The sequence below is a fragment of the Rhodococcus sp. DMU2021 genome (assembly GCF_019641445.1).
GTDB classification, from domain to species: Bacteria; Actinomycetota; Actinomycetes; order Mycobacteriales; family Mycobacteriaceae; genus Rhodococcus; species Rhodococcus pyridinivorans.
The window spans coordinates 142733-162862 of record NZ_JAIFKB010000011.1 but is presented as its reverse complement, the minus strand read 5'-3'; the positions used below and the strand labels follow the sequence as shown (position 1 = coordinate 162862).

Here is a 20130-nt window from a genome sequence, read left to right as displayed (position 1 = left end):
AAACGGGAGAGTGAAGCGACGATGAGTGCACCGACCGAGCAGCCGATCGACGATCCGACCCGCGAGTTGTTCCGCACGGCCCTGGACATGGCGCAGGCCGCCAAGGCCGGCAACGTCTCCGGGTGGCTGTCCGCCCGTTACGAGTGCGGGCGCGTCGAGGACGTCGCGTTCGTACTCTCGCAGATGCTCGGGGTGCTCATCGAGAACGGCGCGATCAGCCGCGGCGTGCATCCGGCCGACGCGTGGAGGGAACTGCGCGAGCGGGGCGTCGACGACTTCGGGTGACGCCCCGCATCGCTCCCTCGTCCGGGATCAGTCCTCGGTCTGCTTCGACCGGACGACGAGGACCGGGCAGTCCGCGGTCTGGATCAGCGCGTTGCTCGTGGAGCCGAGCAGCAACCCCTTGAAGCCGCCGCGTCCGCGGGTTCCGACCACGAGAAGCTGTGCGGCCTCGGCGTATTCGCTGAGCACTCGCACCGGCCGGTCGCGGGCGACGACACGTTCGACGGTGACGTCCGGGTACCGCTCCTGGTATCCGGCGAGACGTTCGGCGAGCACGATCTCCTCACCGGTCTGGATCCGGCTCCAGTGCGGGTCCTCCGGGACGGCGCCGAGCGACGGCTGGACGCTCACGTCGCTCCACACGTTCACCGCGACGAGCGTCGCGCCGCGTGCGGATGCCTCCTCGAACGCGACCTCCACCGCGTCGCGGCACGAGACCGAGCCGTCGACACCGACGACGACGGGCCCCTTTGTCGGCGGCGCACCGTCGAAGGTGCGGCCCCGCACCACGACGACGGGCGCCATCGCGTGCGAGACGACCGCCGTGGAGACCGAACCGGCGAGCAGGCCCTTCACCTCGCCGAGGCCGCGCGAGCCGACGACGAGCCGGTCGGCGTGCTCGGCCTGTGCGATGAGCGTGGGAACGACCTTGCCTTCGAGCTGTTCGGTGGTGATCTCGACGTTCCCGTGACGGTTCTCGTCGATGATCTGCCGGGCGAGCACGGCCGCGTTGTCGAGCCGGTCGCGGGCCGTCGCCTTCATCTCCTCGTGGAAGCTCTGCGCGAGGTAGGGCTCGGAGTAGTAGAAGGCGGGGATGTGCACGACGGTGACGATGCGCAACGGCAGGCCGCGGATCGCAGCCGTCCGTGCCGCCCAGTGCACCGCGGTCGTGGACGCGTCGGATCCGTCGACGGCCACGACGATCGGCTTGTTCTCGGTCATCGCACGAGGAACCTTTCTCGGTGGGTCAGCCGCAGATCTGCCGCAGCTGTTCGATCAGTCGCACACGACCTGCGGTGTCGGCCGCGAAGGGGGTGACGTTGAGGGTGGTGACCCCGGCCTCCGCGAAGGCAGCGACTCGCTCCCGCACGAAGCCCTCCGAACCGATCAGGGAGATCGAGCGGAGCAGTTCGACGGGCACCGCCGCGGCCGCCTCCTCCTTCTTGCCGGCCAGGTAGAGCTCCTGAATGGTCTCGGCTTCCTTCGCGTAGCCGTAGCGGATCGCGAGGTCGTTGTAGAAGTTCTTGCCCTTGGCGCCCATGCCGCCGACGTACAGCGCGACCATGGGCCGGACCCAGTCGAGCATGTGGTCGACGTCGTCGCCGATGGCGAGCGGGGTCTGCGCGTAGATCTGCAGGTCGCCGAGTGCGGGATCGCGCTTGGCCTTGCCCTTCGCGATCGATTCGCCCCACACGTCGGCGGCCTTCTCCGGGTAATAGAACAGCGGCTGCCAGCCCTCGGCGATCTCGGCGGTCATCTCGACGTTCTTCGGGCCGAGCGACGCGATGATGATCGGGATACGTTCGCGCACAGGCTTGTTGATGATCTTCAGCGGCTTGCCGAGTCCGGTGCCGCGGTCTTCGGGCAGCGGGATCTGGTAGTACTTGCCCTGGTGGTCCACCTTCTCGCGGCGCCACACCTGCCGGCAGATGTCGACGATCTCGCGGGTGCGACCCAGCGGCGCGTTGTAGGGAACGCCGTGGAAACCTTCGATGACCTGAGGGCCCGACGCGCCGACACCGAGCACGAATCGGCCGTCGGAGACGAAGTCCAGGCCGGCCGCCGTCATGGCGGTGAGCGTCGGTGTCCGGGTGAACAACTGGAGGATGCCGGAGGCGAGTTCGACCCGGGAGGTCTTCGCCGCCAGATAGCCGAGCTGACTCACCGCATCGAACGAATAGGCCTCGGGTACGAACACGATGTCGAGGCCGGCCTTCTCCAGGTCGGCCACCTCCGCCGCGGTCTCCGCGAAACCTCCGCTGTAGTTCAGTCCCATCCCGATGCGCATGCGCCACCTTCGTCCCTGCTGCACACCCCCGTTCGGGGGCGCGATCGTCCATGTGCCCCGCACACTACCGCCGTCAGGAGGTGACCGGTCGCACCACCATCACCGGGCAGCGCGCCTCGCGCATGAGCGCGTTTCCGGTAGAACCGAGCACCATCCCCTTGAAGCCTCCCCTGCCGCGAGTCCCCACCACGACGAGCTGGGCTTTCTCGCTCCAGGACTGCAGATGGGCGCGGGGGCCGTCGACGTAGACCTTCCGGTGGACCGTCACGTCCGGATAGCGCTCGCCGTAGCCCGCGAGGCACTCGGACAGCAGGGAGTGCTCGTACTCCTCGAACGCGCGGGGATCGAAGTCGAGGGGCGACTCGTCGATCTCCCCGACTTTCAGGTCGCTCCAGACGTGGACGGCGACGAGGTCGACCCTGCGCCAGGATGCCTCCTCGAACGCCAGATCGACCGCTTGGCGGCTCGCGGGGCTGCCGTCCACGCCGACGACGACGGGTCGCTCGTCGGGGACGGGCCCTTCCGGTCCCCGCACCACGACGACCGGGCATTCGGCATGACCGGCGACGGAGACCGGGGTGGAACCGAGGAAGGCCTCCCCCATCTTGGTGCTGCCGGTGGCCCCGAGGACGATCATGCGCGACGTGCGGGACAGTTCGACGAGCCACTTGGCGCTTCCGGTGAGGGCGAGCTCGGCGGTGATCTCGAGGTCCGGCGCCACCGCCTCGGCGGTCTCTGCAGCCTCCTTCAGGAGTGCCTGAGCCTCGGCCTCGCTCCATTCGAAGACCTGCGAGGGGCGGAAGAAGGGAAGTTTCGTCCAACCCGAGGGTGCGAAGTCCACCGCGTGGACGAGATGCAGTGGGATCTTCCGGCCGGCCGCGGTGACGGCAGCCCACCTCACCGCCCGCTCGGAGGCCGGGGAACCGTCGGCACCGACGGTTACGTGGTTGTGGTCGCGGGGTGCTTCACCGAGAGGTTTCACGTCCGTGAGGCTAGTCGGATCCGGTACGTCCGGATACGGACTTTGGTCATCACATCAGGATTCCTTCGGTGGCAATGCATTCCATCGACAGCGATGTGCGTCACATAAAATTGTCATCGCGGATGCGAATTTACTAGCGTAGGGCCATGCAACTCACCCGGTTCACCGATCTCGGACTAAGAGTTGTGATGCATCTCGTCGCCGGCCCGGCGGGGAGTATGCCCGGTACCAGAACGATTGCAAACCAGCTCGATCTGTCGTACGCACATACGACGAAGGTCGTCGCCCGACTCGGCGAGCTCGGGGTGGTGGCCACCCGCCGCGGACGCGGCGGAGGCCTGACCGTCACCGAACTCGGCCGCACGGCGAGCCTCGGATGGCTCACCCGAGCCCTCGAAGGTGAAGAAGAAGTCGTCGAGTGCGAAGGAGCGAAGCCGTGCCCCCTGCGTCACGGCTGCAACCTGCGCTCGAAGCTGCGTACCGCACAGGACGCCTTCTACGCCGCTCTCGACGACGTCACGATCGCCGACCTGGCGACCCCTGACGCCGGTCCGGTCCTGCTCACCCTCGAACCACCCACCGGCCGCTGACCCACGGCGAGGCTGCCGGTGCAGCCCGTCACGACACACACGAGGAGACACACCATGCCGCTCTCACCCGAATCCAAGGACGTCATCGCCGCGACCCTCCCGGCGGTGGGAGCCGCCATCGGCGACATCACCCCGTTGTTCTATAGCAAGATGTTCGCCGCCCATCCCGAGCTCGAACGCGATCTGTTCAACCGCGGCAACCAGAAGCAGGGTGAGCAGCAGAAGGCACTCGCCGGATCGATCGCGGCCTTCGCGACGCTCCAGCTCGATCCCGATCCCGCCCGTGTCGAGGCGATCCTGTCCCGCATCGCCCACAAGCACGCCTCGCTCGGCATCAAGCCCGACGAGTACTGGATCGTCCACAAGCACCTCTTCGAGGCGATCGTCGAAATCCTCGGAGAGGCAGTGACTCCGGAAGTCGCGAAGGCGTGGGACGAGCTGTACTGGCTGATGGCCAATACCCTCATCTCGATGGAGGCCGATCTGTACCGGGCCGCAGGTGTCGAGGCCGGCGACGTCTGGCGCACCGTCCGCGTCGCCGACCGCGTCCACCAGTCCGCCGACACCGTCTCGTTCGTGCTCACCTCGCTCGACGGTTCCCCGCTGCCCACCTTCCGTCCGGGCCAGTACCTCTCGGTCGGCGTCCGCCTCCCCGACGGCGCCCGCCAGATCCGTCAGTACAGCCTGTCGAGCGCACCCGCGAAGGGCGACTGGCGTATCACCGTCAAGCGGGTCCTGGAGACCACCGCACCCGACGGCACCGTGCTTCCCGCCGGTGAGGTGTCGAACTTCCTGTACAACAACGTCTTCGAGGGCGACGAGCTGGAAGTCACCACTCCCTTCGGCGATCTAGTACTCACCGAGGACGACACCCCGATCCTGTTGGCGTCCGCCGGCATCGGATGCACCCCGATGATCGGCATGCTCGATCATCTCGCCGGCGTCGGCGACGAGCGTCCCGTCGCGGTCCTGCACGCCGACCGGTCGGTCGCGAGCCACGCCCACCGCCGCGAGCTCGAGACCCTTGCCGAGAAGATCCCGTCGGCCCAGCTGTACCGCTGGTACGAGGACCTCGGCAACCGCCGGCCGCTCGAGACGGTCCGCGTCGGACGTGCCGACATCTCCGATCTGCCGCTCGATCCGAAGACCCAGGCCTACCTGTGCGGCCCGCTGCCGTTCATGCTCTCGCTGCGCGAGGCCCTGATCGAGCGCAACGTCCCGGCCGAGAACATCCACTACGAGGTGTTCGGGCCCGACAGCTGGGCGCCTGCCTCCTGATCCGACCCGATCCGATCGCGGTGCCCCGGCCGAGTCTGCCGGGGCACCGCTGCATTCGCGGCTAGGCTGCACCCATGGACTCCGCCGCGGCTGTTCGCCACCCGGCCCCGTCCCCGCGTAGCCGATTCCAGGCACTGGGTAGCAGTGTCCTCGCGCTGATCGGAGTCCTTCTCATGGCGGGCCTCGTTGCGCTGTTCCCCGGGTCCGACGAGCCGCTCGGAACCGATGCACCCGCCGATGTCTTCAGCGCCGCCCGCGCCGGTGAACACATCGACGCGATCGCCACCGGCCCACGACCGCCCGGGTCGACCGCCCACGCCGCCGCCCGCGACCATCTCGTCGCCGTCCTCGAGGATCTCGGGTGGTCCACCCGCGTCGACTCCGGCGTGGGATGGATGGCGCGGTCCGGTGAGGCGACCCAGCGCGGCGCCCGCGTGCAGAACATCGTGGCGACCCGAGCCGGTACCGATCCCACCGGCACCGTCGTGCTCGCCGCGCACTACGACACGGTCCGGGGCTCCCCCGGCGCGAGCGACGACGGGATCGGCGTCGGCACGGTCCTCGAGGTCGCCCGTGCCATCGAGTCCGGTCCTCCCTCGCGGAACGACGTCGTCGTCCTGCTCACCGACGGTGAGGAGAACGGTCTGCTCGGCGCCCACCGGTTCGTGGGCACGGAGTCCGTGCGGGCCGGTCCGGTCGTCGTGCTCAACCACGAGGCCCGCGGGAACGCCGGTACACCGACGACCTTCCGGATCACCTCACCGAACGGCGTCCTGATCAACAGTCTGGCGGGGGCACCGGGAGCGAACGCGGACTCCCTCACCGAACTGATCTTCGAGGCGCTGCCGAACGACACCGATTTCCGCCGCTTCGCCGAGCACGGCCACCACGCCCTCGACACCGCGATCTCCGCGGGATCGGCGTACTACCACAGCCCTCTCGACACCCCCGACCGTCTCAGCCGGACGTCGCTGCAGCACATGGGCGACATCTCCCTCGCGACGGCCCGCACGCTCGCCGGATCCGATCTCGCGACCGTCGGCGACGGCGGCGACCAGGTCGTGACGACCGCGCCCTGGGGACTGCTCCACCTGCCGCGGTTGGCCGAGGTCGTCGGGGCGATCGTGCTGGCAGGCGTCGTGGGGGCGATCGTCGTGCTGCGGGTGCGCCGCGGCGAGACGTCGGCCTGGCAGGCCGGCGCTGCCGTGGCCGTGTCGCTGCTCGCCGCCGTCCTCGCGGCGGGCGCAGCGTGGCTGCCGTGGTGGATCGTGCAGACCGTCGATCCGGGCATGGCCGCGCCGGTCGCCGACGAGCCCTACCGGCCGGGTGTCTTCCAGTTCGCGGCGGTCGTCGCGGCCCTCGGTGTACTGCTGGTCGCGCGATCGTGGTGGGGTCGCGGCCGTCCGGCCGCCGCGCTCACGTGCGGAGCGTTCACGCTCGTCGCGGTGCTCGCTCTCGCCGGTATCCCCTTCGCCGGTGTGCCGCTGACAATGCTCGTACTCGTCCTGCCGACGGCGCTGGGTCTGCTGGTGGCGCTGCTTCTCCCGCAGGACGACACGGTGTGGCCGCTCGTCGCGATCGCCCTCGGCGCGCTCGGCTCGCTGATCTTCGGCCTGCCCGCCGTGCTGGTGTCGTTCGACGCCGGACTCCTCTACGGGGCACCGGTGACCGGTCTGTTCGTCGCATTCACGTTCGCCGCGGTACTCCCGCTGTGCGAGCCGTTCGCGTCGACCAGCCGCGGGCTCGTCGTCTCCGCGACCGGCACGATCGCGATCGTCGTGGTGGGCACGCTGCTCGCCGGCTACCTCAACCGGGACGGGGCGACCGATCCCCGGCAGGAATACCTTTGGTACTCGCTCGACGCCGATCGGGGTGCCGCGGTGTGGGGATCGCCGGACGGCCCGAGATCCGACTGGAGCGAAGGGCTGCTCACCACCGGTCCCGAATCGCTCCCCACCGCCTTCCCGTGGCGGGAGCACCGGCCGATGTACCACGGGCCCGCTCCGGTCGCCGACCTCGAGGCGCCCGAGGTCGAGATCCTCGAGGACACGACCGGCGGAAGCGCCCGGAAGATACGACTGCGGTTGAGCTCACCGAGGAACGCCCAGGCTGTCGGGTTGTGGATCGACAACACCACCGCCCACGTCCACGGCGCGACGGTGGACGGCTTCCGCGCCGAACCGTCCGACGACTTCGGTTTCCTGTTCTGGGCTCCCGGTGCCGACGGGATCGAGGTCGAGCTGACGTTGAGCATGCTCGAGAGCCGCCTAGGCGTCCGCGTCGCCGATCTCGGTGACGATCTCGGCGAAGTAGCCGGCTTCGAGCCACCCGCGGATCGCGTCGTCGTCCAGCCGACGGTGGCCGTGACGCGGACCCTACAACTGTAGGGCCGTCACTCCCACTCGTGAGCGGGAGTACCCGAGGCCATGTTCTGCACGTAGTCCTTCATCATCCCGAGCAGGGCGGTGCGACGGTTCTCGCCGGCAGCCTCGCGTCGGGCCACCTGCCGTCGTTGCCACGCTGCCCCGGTCTGCCGAGTCAGTGCACGCCCCTCGACGATGCCGAGATAGCGGTCGCGGACCGCCGCCGACAGTCCGTATGCCTCGAGGCCCTGGTGCGCAAGCGGCAACAGGCACCGCAGCACGAGTTCGTCGGCGCCGACCCATCCGGTGCGCGGCCAGTACAGCTTCGCGTCGAGACCGAACTTCGCACCGAGCACGAGGTTCCGCTCGGCGGCGTCGAAGCTGAGGTCGCGCCAGAGCGGCTCGTCGGCGTCGGTGAGGGCGCGCAGCGTCCCGTAGTAGAAGGCGGCGTTGGCCATGGTGTCGAGGACGGTCGGTCCTGCAGGGAGCACACGGTTCTCGACGCGCAGGTGCGGATGGCCGTCGCTGATGTCGTAGACGGGCCGGTTCCACCGGTAGATGGTGCCATTGTGCATCTGCAGTTCGCGCAGTTCGGGAATCCGGCCGGCGTCGAGTTCGGCCATCGGATCGACGTCCGAGACCTCCGGAAGGAGAGCCGTGAAGTAGTGGGAGTTCTCCTCGAACAGGTCGAGGACGGAGTCGATCCACCGCTCACCGAACCACACGCGGGGACGGACGCCCTGGTTCCGCAGTTCGAGCGGACGCGTGTCAGTGGCCTGCGCGAACAACGGGATCCGGCTCTCGTGCCACAGCGCCTTGCCGGCGAGGAAGGGCGAGTTCGCCGCGAGCGCGACCTGCGCTCCGGCCAGGCACTGGGCGGCGTTCCAGTGCGTCGCGAAATCTTCGGGGGCGATCCGCAGGTGCAGCTGCAGGGACGTGCAGGCCGCCTCGGGAACCACCGAATTCATGTCTGCGCGAAGGGTTTCCACGACATCGCTGCCGGGCAACGGCACACCGTCGAGATCGAGTTCGATGTCCTCGCCGCGCGCCGCGAAGATCTGCTCGTTGAGCGCTTCGTAGCGGGGATTGGCGGTGATCCGGCCCCGTTCGAGATCGTCGAGTTCGAGCGTGGGCAGCATGCCGATCATGACCAGCTGCGCGTCGTGCAGGTGCATCCGCTCGTCGGCGCGCCGCAGCGACGACCGCAGCGACTCTTCGAGTTCGAAGGGTTCGTCGCCGGTGAGACGTCGCGGCTCGACGTTCATCTCGACGTTGAACTGGCCGAGTTCGGTCTGGAAGACCGCGTGATCGTCGATCGCCTGGAGCACCTCGAGGTTCGACATCGCGGGCGACATGTCGTCGCGGACGAGGTTGAACTCGATCTCCATGCCGAGATGCGGTTCGGGTGACGAGTGCACGTCGACGAAGACGTCCTCTCGAAGCATCCGCTCGAGCGCCTTCATGCAGCCGCGAACCTTGCTCCGGAACATCCGCCGGTCTTCCCCGGTGAACGAACGTGCGGATATCTCAGCTCCCAATGGAACCCCCGGGTCGGCGCGCGGTCTGTCGAGCCAAGCCTAGCGCGCGCTCATGCTGGCGGTGGGATCGACGGCGCGCCGTCGGGTGGGATCGAACACTGCGGCGGGATCGAACACTGCGGTGGGATCAGACGGCGCGGTAGCCGCCCCAGTCGGTGACGACGCCGCGATCGCTCAGCCACGCGTTGGGGTTGATCTTGGTGCCTTCGGTGTCCCAGACCTCGAAGTGCAGGTGCGGTCCGGTGGACCAGCCCTCGTTGCCGACTGTGGCGATCTGCTGGCCGGCGTTGACACGCTGACCGGCCGAGACCTGGTAGGTGCTCACGTGACCGTAGACGGCGGTGGTGCCGTCGTCGTTGAGGACGCGGACCCACTGGCCGAAGCCGGAAGCCGGTCCGGCGTCGAGGACCGTGCCGTTGGCCGCGGACTTGATGGGCGTTCCGATCGGGGCTGCGATGTCGATGCCGCCGTGGTGGGCGCCCCAGCGCGGACCCCAGTCGGAGGTGAGGGTGCCGGAGACGGGCTGGACGGCGGAGGGAGAAGCCGGGTTGAGCTGGTCGAGCCAGCTGGGACCCGAGAACTGATCGAGGAAGCCGGTGACCTCGGCCGGAAGCTCGGGTGCGCCCTGCTCGGCCGGGGTGGTGATGCCGGGGATGGCCGGGATCTCGACACCCTCGGGCAGCAGGCCCGCGGGGAGCTCGAAGGGCAGGCTGGGCGCGGGGGCCTCGGCCTGGACGTGGTCGTGGCCGGGATGCGCGGCAGCGGTGCCGGCGCCGATCTGCGAGCCGACAGCGAAGAAGGCACCCGTGGCAGCGGCGACGGTGGCGGCCTTGACCGGAGCGGACGTACCGGTGGGCTCGACGCGGTGACGGCCCTTGCCGGAGGACGGCACGCGAATCGTCTCGAGGTCGAATGCTTCGTCTTCGCGTGTGCGCTGATGGCGTCCCACAGTGTGTCCCTTGTTTCGTCCCGACTTCGACCGGGTATCCCCCCGGCCGCTCCTGGCGACCCAAGGTAACAAAACGGTATAGGGAAAGGCCAGTGTTACCTTTCCTTGATCTCAATCGGCGGGAACCTGCAGGTCGTACGCCCGGCCTCGAGAGCCTCGAGAACGGGCGCTTGGTTACGGCACGCGCCCGGCGGCTACACTCACAACGCGCCAAGGTCGGCTTCGCCCGGCCGGACGCCTCCGTAGCTCAGGGGATAGAGCACCGCTCTCCTAAAGCGGGTGTCGCAGGTTCGAATCCTGCCGGGGGCACACATCGGGTCCGCCGGCTCCGCGAGCACTCCCGGACCCCACCCCCGGAACGTCACGGGCACCGTCCCGTCCACGCATCACGGTTCGATCTAGTCAGCCCTCCACCGTTCGCGCGACAGTTAGCATCCACAACGATGCCGCTCGACGACGACGGAAATCGAGGACCCCGCATGGACATTCGGCCTCGTGCCCGACATCTCGCCGTGATCGTCTCGGCGGCGGTCCTCGGATTGTTCGTCACTCCCGCTCCCGCAGGAGCCGGGGGAGTCTCCGGCCTGGTCGAAGGACCCGCTCATCCCGTCGGGGCGGGCAACGCCCGCACGTACGTCACCGTCGACGAGGCGGGCACGCCGGCCACCATCGGGGTGCGACTCGATGCGGCGGCCCTCGACGACCTGCCCGGTGCGCTGCTGCCGGTCACCGAGGCCTACGTGCTCGAGTTGCCCGAGGAGGCGGCCGCCACCGCGTTCGACCACGTCACGGTCGACTGGAACTCGCACGGCCACGACCCCCAGCACGGCTTCGACGTCCCGCACTTCGACGTCCACTTCTATCTCCTGGATCGGCCCACGGTGGAGTCGATCCATCCCTTCGCCCCCGGCTACATCCCGGCCGCGGCCCGCGTGCCCGACCCGCGTTACGTGCCGGAGGGGTACGCACCGTCCGGGGATCCGCTGACGTCGACCGTCGCGGGCATGGGACTGCACTGGGTGGACACCACCGAGGCGGAGCACGATCCGGCAGCGGGACACCACCTCACCGAGACCGTGCTCTACGGCACGTGGGACGGACGGCAGGCGTTCATCGAACCCATGCTGAGCCGGGAGTGGCTCGCGACGCGGCCGGCGCACCACGAGGAACTCCGACTGCCCGAGGCGTACCAACGCGAGGGCCTCTACCCCACCACCTACTCCGTGTGGTGGGACGAGGCGTCGCAGACGTACACGGTCGAACTCGGTGGGCTCACGATGCGCGAGGCGTCGTAGGCCGGTCGGTCGAGCGGAGGCTCAGTCCAGCGGGGAGACGCGGATGAGGTTTCCGTCCGGGTCCGAGACCACGAACGTCCGCCCGAACACCTCGTCGTGCGGCGCCTCCACGACCGTCACCCCCTTACCGGCCCACTCGTCGTGGATCGCATCGACGGCGGCGGTCGAGCCCGGCACCATCAGGCCCACCTCGGAGAACCGCGGAGCGGTCGCATCCACGGTCTCCGCGCGACCCGACCACAGTGCGAACAGCACTCCCGGCGCCACTTCGAAGGAGACGTAGCGCGGGGTCGTCATCTGCGGGGTCATGGCGAACAGGTCGCTGTAGAAGCGGGTCGCGCGTTCGACGTCGGTGACGTAGATCAGGAACAGGTTGGGCGACGACACGGTCATCGGTCCCTCCTTCCGGTAGGCGGTGAAGGCTTCGAGGACTACCGTGACACCGAAACCCGACAGTTCCTGTCGTGTTTTCGAAAGGAGATCGCGCATCCGATGAACCGGCCGCAGCGGTTGCTGAGCATGCTGGTCGTCCTGCAGGCCCGCAGCCGGGTCACGGCCGCCGAACTCGCGGAGGAGTTCGGCGTCTCCGAGCGCACCGTGTTGCGCGACGTGGAAACGCTTGCTGCTGCGGACCTTCCGGTGGTCGCCGAACGCGGCAGATACGGCGGCATCGTGATGCTCCCCGGCCGGCAGACCGACCTGAACCGGCTCAACGCGTCCGAGGTGGATGTCCTGCGCGCCCTGGGTGTCGACATGGGCCGGGCCCGCCAACTCGGTGTCGACGCCGCCGCGCGGGACGCCGTCCACAAGCTCACCGCACGCGCCCGGCGCACGCCCTCCACCGCACGCGAGAACGACCTGCTGCCACTGACCGAGGTGGTCACCGTCGACAATCGGGGATGGTTCGCCACCGAGGACCGGGCCGACGTCGCTGCCCTCACCCGCGACCTGCGGCGCGGACGGCAACTCGCCATCACGTACCGGTCGAGCGGGCACCGCGGCGAACGCGAGATCGTCGTCGATCCCTACGGTGTGCTCTCCCGCGCCGGCCGTTGGTATCTCGTGGCGGACGACGAGGGGCGACCACGACTGTTCGCACTGACCCGCCTGAGTGCGTGGACAGTGCTCGACCGGCCGCGCCGCCTGTCCCCCGGCCGCACCCTGCCCGCGCTGGCACGCGAACTCGGCGACGCACTCGAACGACGCGAGGACGTCGTCGTCACCGCCGATCTCGCGGCGAACCGCCTCGATCTCGCCCGGCGCATCCTCGGTGCCCGCCTGCGCGGGAGCACCGCAGGGCCGCGACCGGACGTCTCGCGGATCACGGTGGCCTACGACTCGATCGACGGTGTGCGGCAACTGCTGCAGTTCGGTGAGCACATCGAGATCGTCGGGCCACCCGAGGCACGGAACCTCGTGGCGGAACTGGCCGAATCCCTCCTCCGCCGTCACACCGCGCATCGCCGCCGCGAGTGAACTCCCGCTGATCCGAACCCTGTTCCGCTCGGACCGGGCTTCCTATCGTGGGGAGATGTTCGACGCCCACCTGCACATCATCGATCCGCGTTTCCCCCTCGTCGAGAACGACGGCTATCTGCCCGAACCGTTCACCGTCGACGACTATCTCGCGCGGGTCGCGCATCTGGGTGTCACCGGAGGCACGGTGGTGTCGGGATCGTTCCAGGCTTTCGACCACGGCTATCTCCTCGACGCGCTCGACCGGCTCGGGCCCACTTTCGTCGGCGTCGTACAACTTCCGGCCACCGCCTCGGACGACGAGATCACCCGGCTCGACGCGGCGGGAGTGCGGGCCGTGCGATTCAACGTCCGCCGTGGCGGATCGGCGACGCTGTCCGACCTCGACCGACTCGCCCGGCGGGTCCACGATCTCGTCGGCTGGCACGCCGAGTTGTACATCGATTCGCGCGATCTGGCCGAACTGCACACGACGATCGCGGCACTGCCCGCCGTCTCCGTCGACCACCTGGGCCTGTCGCAGGAGGGCCTGCCGTCACTGTTGCGGCTGGTGGAGAGCGGTATCCACGTGAAGGCAACAGGGTTCGGACGCGTCGACCTGCCTGTGGCCGACACGCTGCGCGCCGTTGCCGATGTGAATCCCGGTGCACTCGTGTTCGGTACCGACCTGCCGTCGACACGGGCACCGCGACCGTTCCGGGACAGCGACATCACCCTCGTCGAGGACGTCTTCGGCGACGAACTCGCCGACGCGGTGCTGCGCCGCAATGCTTCCGAGCTGTATCGGATCGAGACCGAAACCGCTCCTGGGCCTTCGGTGTCTCGATAGACTCACGCACGTCATCGGTGCGCGGGACGCGCCGCGGTATTCCTCGCTGCGGTCGGCTCCCGGACGTGACCTTCCCTTTCCGAGGAGCAGCACCATGCCTGCACTGCGAATTCCACGTCGAGTTCTCGCCTTGGCGGCACCCGTCGCCGCCGCAATCGCATTCACCGGTGTGGCCACCGCTGCACCCCCTCAGCCTCTGGGCACGGCGATCACCATCGGCTGCATCAACCAGGGCAGCCTGGCGTCGTTCACCTCGGTCACGGCGCAACCCGGACCGGACGAGGGCATCCCCGGTGGCCACGTCCTGTTCTCCACACGGGAGGCCCTGTGGCCGGTCCCGGCAGCGGGGCAGGTCAGCGTCGCATGGCTCAACCGCAACAACGGCCGCACCGGCATCGTCGATCTGGTCGGTACGTACCCGAACCTGTCGACCCTGGTCGACACCGGTCCGGGCGAGGTCGTGGCGACGGTCTTCGGTTCGGTGAATCTCGGCAGTGGACCGCTGTGCAACTCGACCCCCGCAGTCGGCGGCGTCGTGGTGCCGTGACGTCCGGAGAGGCATCCGGCCGCCACTGTGCCGGATGCCTCGTCACCGAGGCGAGGCCGGATGCAGCGTCACCTAGGTGAATACATGATGATGGCGACGCCGGCGAGGCACACCAGCGCGCCCGCGACATCCCATCGGTCCGGCCGGAAGCCGTCCATCACCATGCCCCACACCAGGGAACCCGCCACGAACACACCGCCGTACGCGGCGAGGATGCGACCGAAGTTCGCGTCGGGCTGGAGTGTGGCGACGAAACCGTAAGCGCCGAGAGCGATCACGCCCAGCCCCATCCAGATCCAGCCGCGGTGTTCGCGCACGCCCTGCCACACCAGCCACGCACCACCGATCTCGAACAGGGCGGCAACGGCGAACAGCAGCAACGACTTCAGCACGGTCACGAGAGGTGACTCTAACCCTGCGACGCCTTGCCGAGCTCGATGCGGCGCACGGAGTCCCCGCGCACGAGGATCGTCACGAGGGCCCGGCGTCCTGGGGGCAGGACCCGCACCGTGACGGAACCGTGTGACACCGAGTCGAGTTCGTCGGCGACCGCACGGCGGAGGCGGGCCTGTTCGTCGGGGGGCACCCCGTCCAGGCCGTGATCGTCGAGCATCACCACGTCCACGCCTCGCCGGCGCGCGGCGTCGGCCGCCTCGACGACCTGGGGATCCTGCAGGGCCGGTGCTCGAAGCCCGTCCCGCAGAAGTGCTTCGAGCAGCACACCGGCGCGTCGCTCCCCCGCCTCGAGTACCTCTCCGGTCGCGATGCGTTCGAGGAGGGGACGGGCCAGGGAGTCGAGCCGGTCGAGCTGCGCGTCGCGTTCCTCGAGCGCTGCAGCCGAGGCCGCCTGTTCGGCGCTGCGCTGCAACGACATCGCACGCAGCAGGTAGCTGGATCCGGCGAGGGGTCGCAGGGTGAAGGCGAAGAAGGTGGACATGAGGACCGGGGCGGCGTTGACGAGCGACAGCGACAGGCCGGGGCCGATCCCCTGTCCGGTGGCGTAGGTCCAGAAGGTCGCGGTCGCGATCATGCAGGCCAACCCGATCCACGCCGCGAAGGTGCGACCGCGCACGCACATGAAGGTGAAGACGACCGTGGACATCCCGAGCGGCCAGGTCGCGATGCCTCCCGGAGACGGCACCGGTAGCACCGAGAACACGAGCGCCGACGAGACCGTCCCGGTGGCGGCGAGCAGGATCGTCGCCGGCATCGGCAGCGGGTCGCCCGGAACGGTGATGAGGGTGAATGCCGCGAACGTGCACACGAGCACGGCGAGGGCGGGAGGCCAGCTCGCGGACGTGTGCTCGGCCCCGAACGCCGCCAGCACGAGGCAGACCAGGGCGTAGAGGCTCACGAGCGCACGTGCGGCCGTGGTGCGCATCCCCAGCAGGTCGCGCACGTCGCGGGTGGGTTCGGCGGTCACGGCGCGCGACGCTCGGCCGGATCGCACCAGTGCAGCGTCACCGTCGTGCCCGCGGGACCCGAGGTGATCTCCGAGTCGCCCCCGGCCATGCCGCGCATGCGTCCGTGGATGCTCGCGCGGATGCCCATCCGGTAGGGGTCGATCTGGGCGGGGTCGAATCCGTGGCCGTCGTCGCGGACGACCACCCGGACCGATCCGGGCCCGAGGTCGACGTGCACGGCCCGCTGCGTGCCCGGGCCGGCGTGGCGCACGCTGTTCCGCACGGCCTCGGCCAGTGCGGCTGCGACCGCTCTGATCACGTCGGCCGGGTAGTGCGGTCCGGCATCGGTGCTCGTCGTGGTCGTGAACTCGACGTCCTCGTCGACCTCGGAGGCTGCCGAGCGGAACTGGGCTGCCACCCGGTCGGCGTCGAAGCTGCTCTCGGTGTCGTCGCCGCGCCGCAGGGAGTCGAACATCTCCAGCGCACGACGGGCCTGGGCCGCGACGGGACCGTCGGATGCGCCGCGACCCGAGGCGAGCAGGGTGGACATCACCCGGTCGTGGACGAGTGCGTCGAACCGCTCGCGTTCGACCGTCCTGGCCGCGGCCGCCGCTGCTGCGACGACGGATTTCTCCGTGGCCGCGACGGTGGAATCGAGGACGTCGCCCGTGCGGAAGGCGACGATCGCCGCGGCGGCGAAGACCCCGCAGAACATGAGCGCGAACGCGAGTTCCGGGACGAAGCGGTATCCCGTCGTGGTGTTCACCAGCAGATAGTTGGTGGTCTGCACGACGAGCACCACCACCGTGAGGTAGGCGAGCGCCGTCCGCGGCCGCCACGCTGCCGCCGCGGACAGTCCTGCCACTCCGGGGAAGAGCGCCTGCCAGGCCGTGTTCGTGGAAACCTCACCCGTCCAGGCCGGGAACCACAGGACCGCCGCGACCAGGAAGGCGACGGCGTTGGCGGCTGCGAGTCGTCCGACCCACCGGACATCGCTCAGGAAGGTCGCCACCCCGAGCGCGATCCCGGTGCCGAAGATCGCGAGCAGTGCCGTCGGCAACCACCACCATGCCGTGAGGTGGGCCTGCGACACCGCTGTGGGGACGACGAACAGCAGGTAGAACACGTAGCCCGCGCTGATGAACCGACCGAAGACCCGGTGGATCCGGTCGGCCGCGCTCGTCGGATCCGTCGTGTGTCCACCCTGTGTGGTGGCAGGCCGACGGGTCACAGCTCGTCGATGGAGACCACACCGTCCTGCAGAGCGCGGGCGAGCAGTGCCGTCTTCGTGGTCGCCGTACGCCCGACGCGGGCGTACTTCTCACGGATGCGGACGATGTGGGTGCTGACCGTGGCTGCGGTGACGAACAGGCTCGCAGCCGCCTCGGACTTGGACTCGCAGAGCAGCCAGGCCCGCAGGATCTCGATCTCGCGAGCCGAGAGTGCGGGCTTCTGAGGCGCAGGCTTCTGTGCCGGGGAATGTTCGAGCATCGTCGTCATAGCGCGTCCCTACCGAGATGAATACATGGGATCGAACCGAGTCCCCCGACGAACTCCGTTTCGAGTGCCTACAACTTAACGGTTGAAACCGACAACTACCCAGACAGATTTTTCTCTGCCCAAGAAAATATGGGCATCGGTGTTTCGCCTAATTACCGGTGCGCCGGCCGTCGTGTCCGATCTCGATTCGGCGCACATCCTCGCCCTTCACGAGCATCGTCACCATCGCCGCGCGGGCCGGCGGCAACACACGCACGGTCACCGACCCTTCTCTCACCGAATCGAGCGCGTCCACCACCTCCCGGTAGACGGCGCGCCGAACCTCGGGAGATGCCGAGTCCATGGCGTGGTCGTCGAGCATAACGATCTCGACGCCGCGCCGGCGGGCCGTAGCGGCGGCCCGGTCGACCTCGGGTACCTGGAGTACGGGCGCACGCAGACCGTCGCGCAGTCGTGCCTCGACGAGTCCGCACTCGATCCGTTCGTTCTCGTCGAGGGGTTCGCCCGAGACGATCCGCTCGAGCAACGGACGCGCCGACGCGTCGAGGCTTCCGAGGCGGACGTCACGTTCCTCCAGAGCCGCGGCGGCCGCGGACTCCGCCGCGATCCGCTGCATCGACCGGGCGCGCAGCAGGTAGATCGACCGCGCGAGCGGGCGGATCGTGTAGGCGCAGACGGTGCCCATGAGCACAGGTCCCGCGCTCGTGATCGTCAGCCCCAGTCCGTAGCCCATCCCGGGGCCCGTGAGATGCGACCACAGCGCGGCGACGACGAGCATGAGGAGCACCCCGCACCAGGCGAACCCCGTGCGTCCCCGCACGCACATGAACACGAGGATCGTCGTGGACATCCCGAACGGCCACAACTCGATGGGGTGCGGTGCCGGATCGGCGGGCACCACCCACAGCACCGACGCCGATGCGATCGCGCCCGAGAACGTCATCGCCAGTGCGGGTCGCACCGGTAGTGGGTCCCCCTCGACTGCGACGAGCGCGTAGGCGGCGGCCACGCACACGATCACGGCGATCGCGAGGGGCCAGCGGACCTCCGCATGGGGCGCGGTGTTCAGGGCGAGCACCACGCAGGTCACCGCGTACAGGACGGCGAAGGCCCGCGCGGGCCTGCTGTGCATCCGCAGCAGATCGGAGACGGTCGAGTTCGCAGTGTTCATGCGGCCGGATCCCGCCAGTACAACAACACCCGGGTCCCGGCGCCGGGAGCGGACTGCACGACCGCCCGGCCCCCGGACACCCGGCGCATACGTCCTCGGATGCTCACTTCCAGACCGAGCCGGTGCGGGTCGACGGCCTCGGGTTCGAAGCCTCTGCCGTCGTCCACGACCTGCACGGAGATCCATCTCGGTGCCACGTCGACCTCGACCGTGCGGGACGCGTCCTTTCCGGCATGCCGCACGCTGTTGCGTACCGCCTCGGCGAGGGCAGCGGCGGTCGCGCGCGCGGGTTCGGGTGGGAACGCAACGTCGCCGGATCCCGGGGCGACACGGCCGGTGAAGACGACATCCTCGTCGGCCTCGGTCGCCGCCGATCGGAGCCGCGCCACGACCGCGGCGGCGTCGAGCGCCGACTCCCGATCGGTGCCGCGCCGCAACTCGTCGAGTTCGGCGACCGCTCGTTCGGCCTGCTCGACGAGCGACTCTCGGGGTGCGTTGCGTGACACCGCCAGCAGGGTGGACATCACGCGGTCGTGGACCAGGGCATCGAACCGTGCGCGCTCGGCGTTCCGTGCTTCCGCTGCGGCCGCGGCGGCCGCCGTGGCCTGGGTGGCAGCGATGGTCTCGTCGAGGGTGCGGCCGGTGCCGAGTCCCACCACCGCGGCCGCGAGGAAGACCGTGCAGAAGACGAACGCGAACGCCAGGTCGGGTGCCAGGAAGTATCCGAAGGGGGCGTCGCGGGCGAGGTGATTCGCGCACTGCGCGAGCAGAACCACGAGGATCATGTGGACGAACGCCCGCCGGGGTCTCCACGCGACCGCCGCCGCGAGCGACGCGAGGCCGGGAAAGGCGGTGAACCACAACGACTGGTCCTGCGGGATCTGCGTCCCGTTCCACGCCACGAACCACAATGCGACCATCACGACGTAGGCGAGCGCATTGACGGTCGCGGTCCGCTGCATCCACACCGTGCCGCGGAACGAGGCGAAGCCGAGCGCGACCCCGGATCCGAACATGAGGACGGCCGCGGTGGGAGTCCACCACCACGCGACGAGTGCCGACACTTCGAGGATCTCCGGCACGAGCAACGCGAAGTAGCAGAGATATCCGATCGCGACGAATCGCGCGAACATCCGGAGAAGTCGGTCGGCAGCCGCCGTGCTGCGATCGTGCGACTTCTCCCCGGTGTCCCCGGCCGGCTCGTCAGCGACGGCGGACATCCGACCGTTCGGGCATCGGCAGCCACCCGTCCTCGACGGCACGTTTGTACAGATCCGTCTTCGTGGGTGCGGGACGACCTGCCTCCGCGTACTTCTGGCGGATCCGCTGCAGGTAGTCGTTGACGGTCTGCGGAGCGAGGCCCGTCAGCCGGGCGACCCGGTCGAGCTTCTCCCCCGACGCATACAGTTCGAGCACTTCGAGCTGTCGCGGACTCAGGCCGACATCGTCGAGTTCGGGATCACCGTCGATCGCCGCGGCCCACTCGGTGCTGGCGACCTGCCCTCCGGCGGCGGCCACGCGGATCGCCTCGATCACCACGGCCGCGGGCTCGGATTTCCGCACCACCCCGAGCACACCGGCGCGGGCGGCCGAACGCAGCAGATACGGGTTCTCGGCGCCGGTGAAGACCAGGGTCTCGAGGCCCGCCGCGCGCAGCTGCTCGACGTTGCTCTTCGGGGAGGATCCGTCGGACAGGCGCAGGTCGAGAACGGCGAGGTCGAGGTCGGTGACCTGCTCGAGCAGACCCGAGACGGTGGTGGCGGTACCTGCGAGCTCGAGATCGGGTTGATCGGCGAGCATCGCTGCGAACCCGAGCGCGACCGACTCGTGATCCTCGACCAAACCGATCCGACGGACGACGCCACGCGAGCCCTCGGCCATTGATGCCTCCCCTAATGCCCGATCACCCGACTTCGAAC

The 20130-nt window shown here is 69.1% G+C and carries 21 protein-coding genes and 1 tRNA gene; 9 read left to right on the top strand and 13 right to left on the bottom strand.

What is annotated here, in order from left to right; translation table 11 throughout:
• The first annotated feature begins 21 nt into the window (after positions 1 to 21).
• On the top strand, positions 22 to 285 hold the full coding sequence (locus K3M35_RS16545) for a hypothetical protein (protein ID WP_220666717.1): 264 nt from the start codon (positions 22 to 24) through the stop codon (positions 283 to 285).
• A 27-nt stretch (positions 286 to 312) separates the two neighbouring features.
• Here the strand turns inward: K3M35_RS16545 and K3M35_RS16540 are convergent, their stop codons facing one another.
• From K3M35_RS16540 to K3M35_RS16530, 3 genes are all read right to left on the bottom strand, one after another.
• On the bottom strand, positions 313 to 1224 hold the full coding sequence (locus K3M35_RS16540; protein WP_006551567.1) for a universal stress protein: 912 nt from the start codon (positions 1222 to 1224) through the stop codon (positions 313 to 315).
• Between the two features lie 25 nt (positions 1225 to 1249).
• Complete coding sequence (locus K3M35_RS16535; RefSeq protein ID WP_006551568.1) at positions 1250 to 2290, bottom strand: LLM class F420-dependent oxidoreductase; 1041 nt, start codon at positions 2288 to 2290, stop codon at positions 1250 to 1252.
• A 73-nt stretch (positions 2291 to 2363) separates the two neighbouring features.
• Entirely contained in the window at positions 2364 to 3272 is a 909-nt protein-coding gene (locus K3M35_RS16530; protein ID WP_220666716.1) for a universal stress protein, read from the bottom strand.
• Positions 3273 to 3418: 146 nt separating this feature from the next.
• On the opposite strand from K3M35_RS16530, the gene K3M35_RS16525 reads away from it, so the two are divergent.
• The 3 genes from K3M35_RS16525 to K3M35_RS16515 all read left to right on the top strand — a co-directional run bounded on the left by K3M35_RS16525 (position 3419) and on the right by K3M35_RS16515 (position 7527).
• On the top strand, positions 3419 to 3862 hold the full coding sequence (locus tag K3M35_RS16525; protein ID WP_064852118.1) for an Rrf2 family transcriptional regulator: 444 nt from the start codon (positions 3419 to 3421) through the stop codon (positions 3860 to 3862).
• Positions 3863 to 3916: 54 nt separating this feature from the next.
• Complete coding sequence (locus K3M35_RS16520; protein ID WP_019289865.1) at positions 3917 to 5140, top strand: globin domain-containing protein; 1224 nt, start codon at positions 3917 to 3919, stop codon at positions 5138 to 5140.
• A 74-nt stretch (positions 5141 to 5214) separates the two neighbouring features.
• Positions 5215 to 7527 (top strand): M28 family peptidase, encoded by a 2313-nt coding sequence (locus K3M35_RS16515; RefSeq protein WP_220666715.1) that lies wholly within the window; start codon positions 5215 to 5217, stop codon positions 7525 to 7527.
• A gap of 5 nt (positions 7528 to 7532) precedes the next feature.
• On the opposite strand, the gene K3M35_RS16510 is transcribed toward K3M35_RS16515, so the two are convergent.
• Positions 7533 to 9041, bottom strand: coding sequence for a glutamate-cysteine ligase family protein (locus K3M35_RS16510; protein ID WP_220666714.1), 1509 nt, complete (start codon positions 9039 to 9041; stop codon positions 7533 to 7535).
• A 127-nt stretch (positions 9042 to 9168) separates the two neighbouring features.
• Positions 9169 to 9990, bottom strand: a complete 822-nt coding sequence (locus K3M35_RS16505; RefSeq protein WP_006551574.1) for a M23 family metallopeptidase — start codon at positions 9988 to 9990, stop codon at positions 9169 to 9171.
• A 236-nt stretch (positions 9991 to 10226) separates the two neighbouring features.
• Between K3M35_RS16505 and K3M35_RS16500 the strand changes: the two genes are divergently transcribed.
• Positions 10227 to 10299 (top strand) — tRNA-Arg (locus tag K3M35_RS16500).
• Positions 10300 to 10469: 170 nt separating this feature from the next.
• On the top strand, positions 10470 to 11285 hold the full coding sequence (locus K3M35_RS16495) for a DUF5602 domain-containing protein (protein WP_006551587.1): 816 nt from the start codon (positions 10470 to 10472) through the stop codon (positions 11283 to 11285).
• A 21-nt stretch (positions 11286 to 11306) separates the two neighbouring features.
• Here the strand turns inward: K3M35_RS16495 and K3M35_RS16490 are convergent, their stop codons facing one another.
• Positions 11307 to 11678 carry a VOC family protein gene (locus K3M35_RS16490; RefSeq protein WP_231913151.1) on the bottom strand — a complete coding sequence of 124 codons (372 nt, stop codon included), beginning with the start codon at positions 11676 to 11678 and terminating at the stop codon, positions 11307 to 11309.
• 99 nt (positions 11679 to 11777) lie between these two features.
• Between K3M35_RS16490 and K3M35_RS16485 the strand changes: the two genes are divergently transcribed.
• The 3 genes from K3M35_RS16485 (at position 11778) to K3M35_RS16475 (ending at position 14137) form a co-directional block, all read left to right on the top strand.
• Positions 11778 to 12761 (top strand): YafY family protein, encoded by a 984-nt coding sequence (locus K3M35_RS16485; RefSeq protein ID WP_006551589.1) that lies wholly within the window; start codon positions 11778 to 11780, stop codon positions 12759 to 12761.
• A 55-nt stretch (positions 12762 to 12816) separates the two neighbouring features.
• Entirely contained in the window at positions 12817 to 13590 is a 774-nt protein-coding gene (locus K3M35_RS16480; protein WP_220666713.1) for an amidohydrolase family protein, read from the top strand.
• Between the two features lie 94 nt (positions 13591 to 13684).
• The gene (locus K3M35_RS16475) at positions 13685 to 14137 is read left to right on the top strand and encodes a hypothetical protein (protein WP_019289873.1); all 453 of its coding nucleotides are present in this window, start codon (positions 13685 to 13687) and stop codon (positions 14135 to 14137) included.
• A 68-nt stretch (positions 14138 to 14205) separates the two neighbouring features.
• Here K3M35_RS16475 and K3M35_RS16470 read toward each other — a convergent pair whose 3' ends face one another.
• From K3M35_RS16470 to K3M35_RS16440, 7 genes are all read right to left on the bottom strand, one after another.
• The gene (locus K3M35_RS16470; RefSeq protein WP_006551592.1) at positions 14206 to 14535 is read right to left on the bottom strand and encodes a YnfA family protein; all 330 of its coding nucleotides are present in this window, start codon (positions 14533 to 14535) and stop codon (positions 14206 to 14208) included.
• 11 nt (positions 14536 to 14546) lie between these two features.
• Positions 14547 to 15560: a hypothetical protein gene (locus tag K3M35_RS16465; protein WP_220666712.1), complete on the bottom strand. Its 1014-nt coding sequence runs from the start codon at positions 15558 to 15560 to the stop codon at positions 14547 to 14549.
• The gene (locus K3M35_RS16460; RefSeq protein ID WP_039583976.1) at positions 15557 to 16771 is read right to left on the bottom strand and encodes an ATP-binding protein; all 1215 of its coding nucleotides are present in this window, start codon (positions 16769 to 16771) and stop codon (positions 15557 to 15559) included. The genes K3M35_RS16465 and K3M35_RS16460 overlap by 4 nt, the downstream gene beginning before the upstream one ends.
• Positions 16768 to 17040: a LuxR C-terminal-related transcriptional regulator gene (locus tag K3M35_RS16455; protein ID WP_016692216.1), complete on the bottom strand. Its 273-nt coding sequence runs from the start codon at positions 17038 to 17040 to the stop codon at positions 16768 to 16770. Before K3M35_RS16455 ends, K3M35_RS16460 begins: the two co-directional genes overlap by 4 nt.
• A gap of 148 nt (positions 17041 to 17188) precedes the next feature.
• On the bottom strand, positions 17189 to 18211 hold the full coding sequence (locus K3M35_RS16450) for a hypothetical protein (RefSeq protein WP_220666711.1): 1023 nt from the start codon (positions 18209 to 18211) through the stop codon (positions 17189 to 17191).
• The gene (locus K3M35_RS16445) at positions 18208 to 19431 is read right to left on the bottom strand and encodes a sensor histidine kinase (protein ID WP_024103133.1); all 1224 of its coding nucleotides are present in this window, start codon (positions 19429 to 19431) and stop codon (positions 18208 to 18210) included. The genes K3M35_RS16450 and K3M35_RS16445 overlap by 4 nt, the downstream gene beginning before the upstream one ends.
• On the bottom strand, positions 19415 to 20092 hold the full coding sequence (locus K3M35_RS16440; protein WP_006551596.1) for a response regulator transcription factor: 678 nt from the start codon (positions 20090 to 20092) through the stop codon (positions 19415 to 19417). The genes K3M35_RS16445 and K3M35_RS16440 overlap by 17 nt, the downstream gene beginning before the upstream one ends.
• Between the last annotated feature and the right edge of the window lie 38 nt (positions 20093 to 20130).

Bases quoted from the DNA above. Each gene is read 5' to 3' on its own strand.
- K3M35_RS16545 (WP_220666717.1), top strand. From the start codon at position 22: ATGAGTGCACCGACCGAGCAGCCGATCGACGATCCGACCCGCGAGTTG.
- K3M35_RS16540 (WP_006551567.1), bottom strand. From the start codon at position 1,224: ATGACCGAGAACAAGCCGATCGTCGTGGCCGTCGACGGATCCGACGCG.
- K3M35_RS16535 (WP_006551568.1), bottom strand. From the start codon at position 2,290: ATGCGCATCGGGATGGGACTGAACTACAGCGGAGGTTTCGCGGAGACC.
- K3M35_RS16525 (WP_064852118.1), top strand. From the start codon at position 3,419: ATGCAACTCACCCGGTTCACCGATCTCGGACTAAGAGTTGTGATGCAT.
- K3M35_RS16520 (WP_019289865.1), top strand. From the start codon at position 3,917: ATGCCGCTCTCACCCGAATCCAAGGACGTCATCGCCGCGACCCTCCCG.
- K3M35_RS16515 (WP_220666715.1), top strand. From the start codon at position 5,215: ATGGACTCCGCCGCGGCTGTTCGCCACCCGGCCCCGTCCCCGCGTAGC.
- K3M35_RS16495 (WP_006551587.1), top strand. From the start codon at position 10,470: ATGGACATTCGGCCTCGTGCCCGACATCTCGCCGTGATCGTCTCGGCG.
- K3M35_RS16490 (WP_231913151.1), bottom strand. From the start codon at position 11,678: ATGACCGTGTCGTCGCCCAACCTGTTCCTGATCTACGTCACCGACGTC.
- K3M35_RS16485 (WP_006551589.1), top strand. From the start codon at position 11,778: ATGAACCGGCCGCAGCGGTTGCTGAGCATGCTGGTCGTCCTGCAGGCC.
- K3M35_RS16480 (WP_220666713.1), top strand. From the start codon at position 12,817: ATGTTCGACGCCCACCTGCACATCATCGATCCGCGTTTCCCCCTCGTC.
- K3M35_RS16475 (WP_019289873.1), top strand. From the start codon at position 13,685: ATGCCTGCACTGCGAATTCCACGTCGAGTTCTCGCCTTGGCGGCACCC.
- K3M35_RS16455 (WP_016692216.1), bottom strand. From the start codon at position 17,040: ATGACGACGATGCTCGAACATTCCCCGGCACAGAAGCCTGCGCCTCAG.
- K3M35_RS16450 (WP_220666711.1), bottom strand. From the start codon at position 18,211: ATGAACACTGCGAACTCGACCGTCTCCGATCTGCTGCGGATGCACAGC.
- K3M35_RS16445 (WP_024103133.1), bottom strand. From the start codon at position 19,431: ATGTCCGCCGTCGCTGACGAGCCGGCCGGGGACACCGGGGAGAAGTCG.
- K3M35_RS16440 (WP_006551596.1), bottom strand. From the start codon at position 20,092: ATGGCCGAGGGCTCGCGTGGCGTCGTCCGTCGGATCGGTTTGGTCGAG.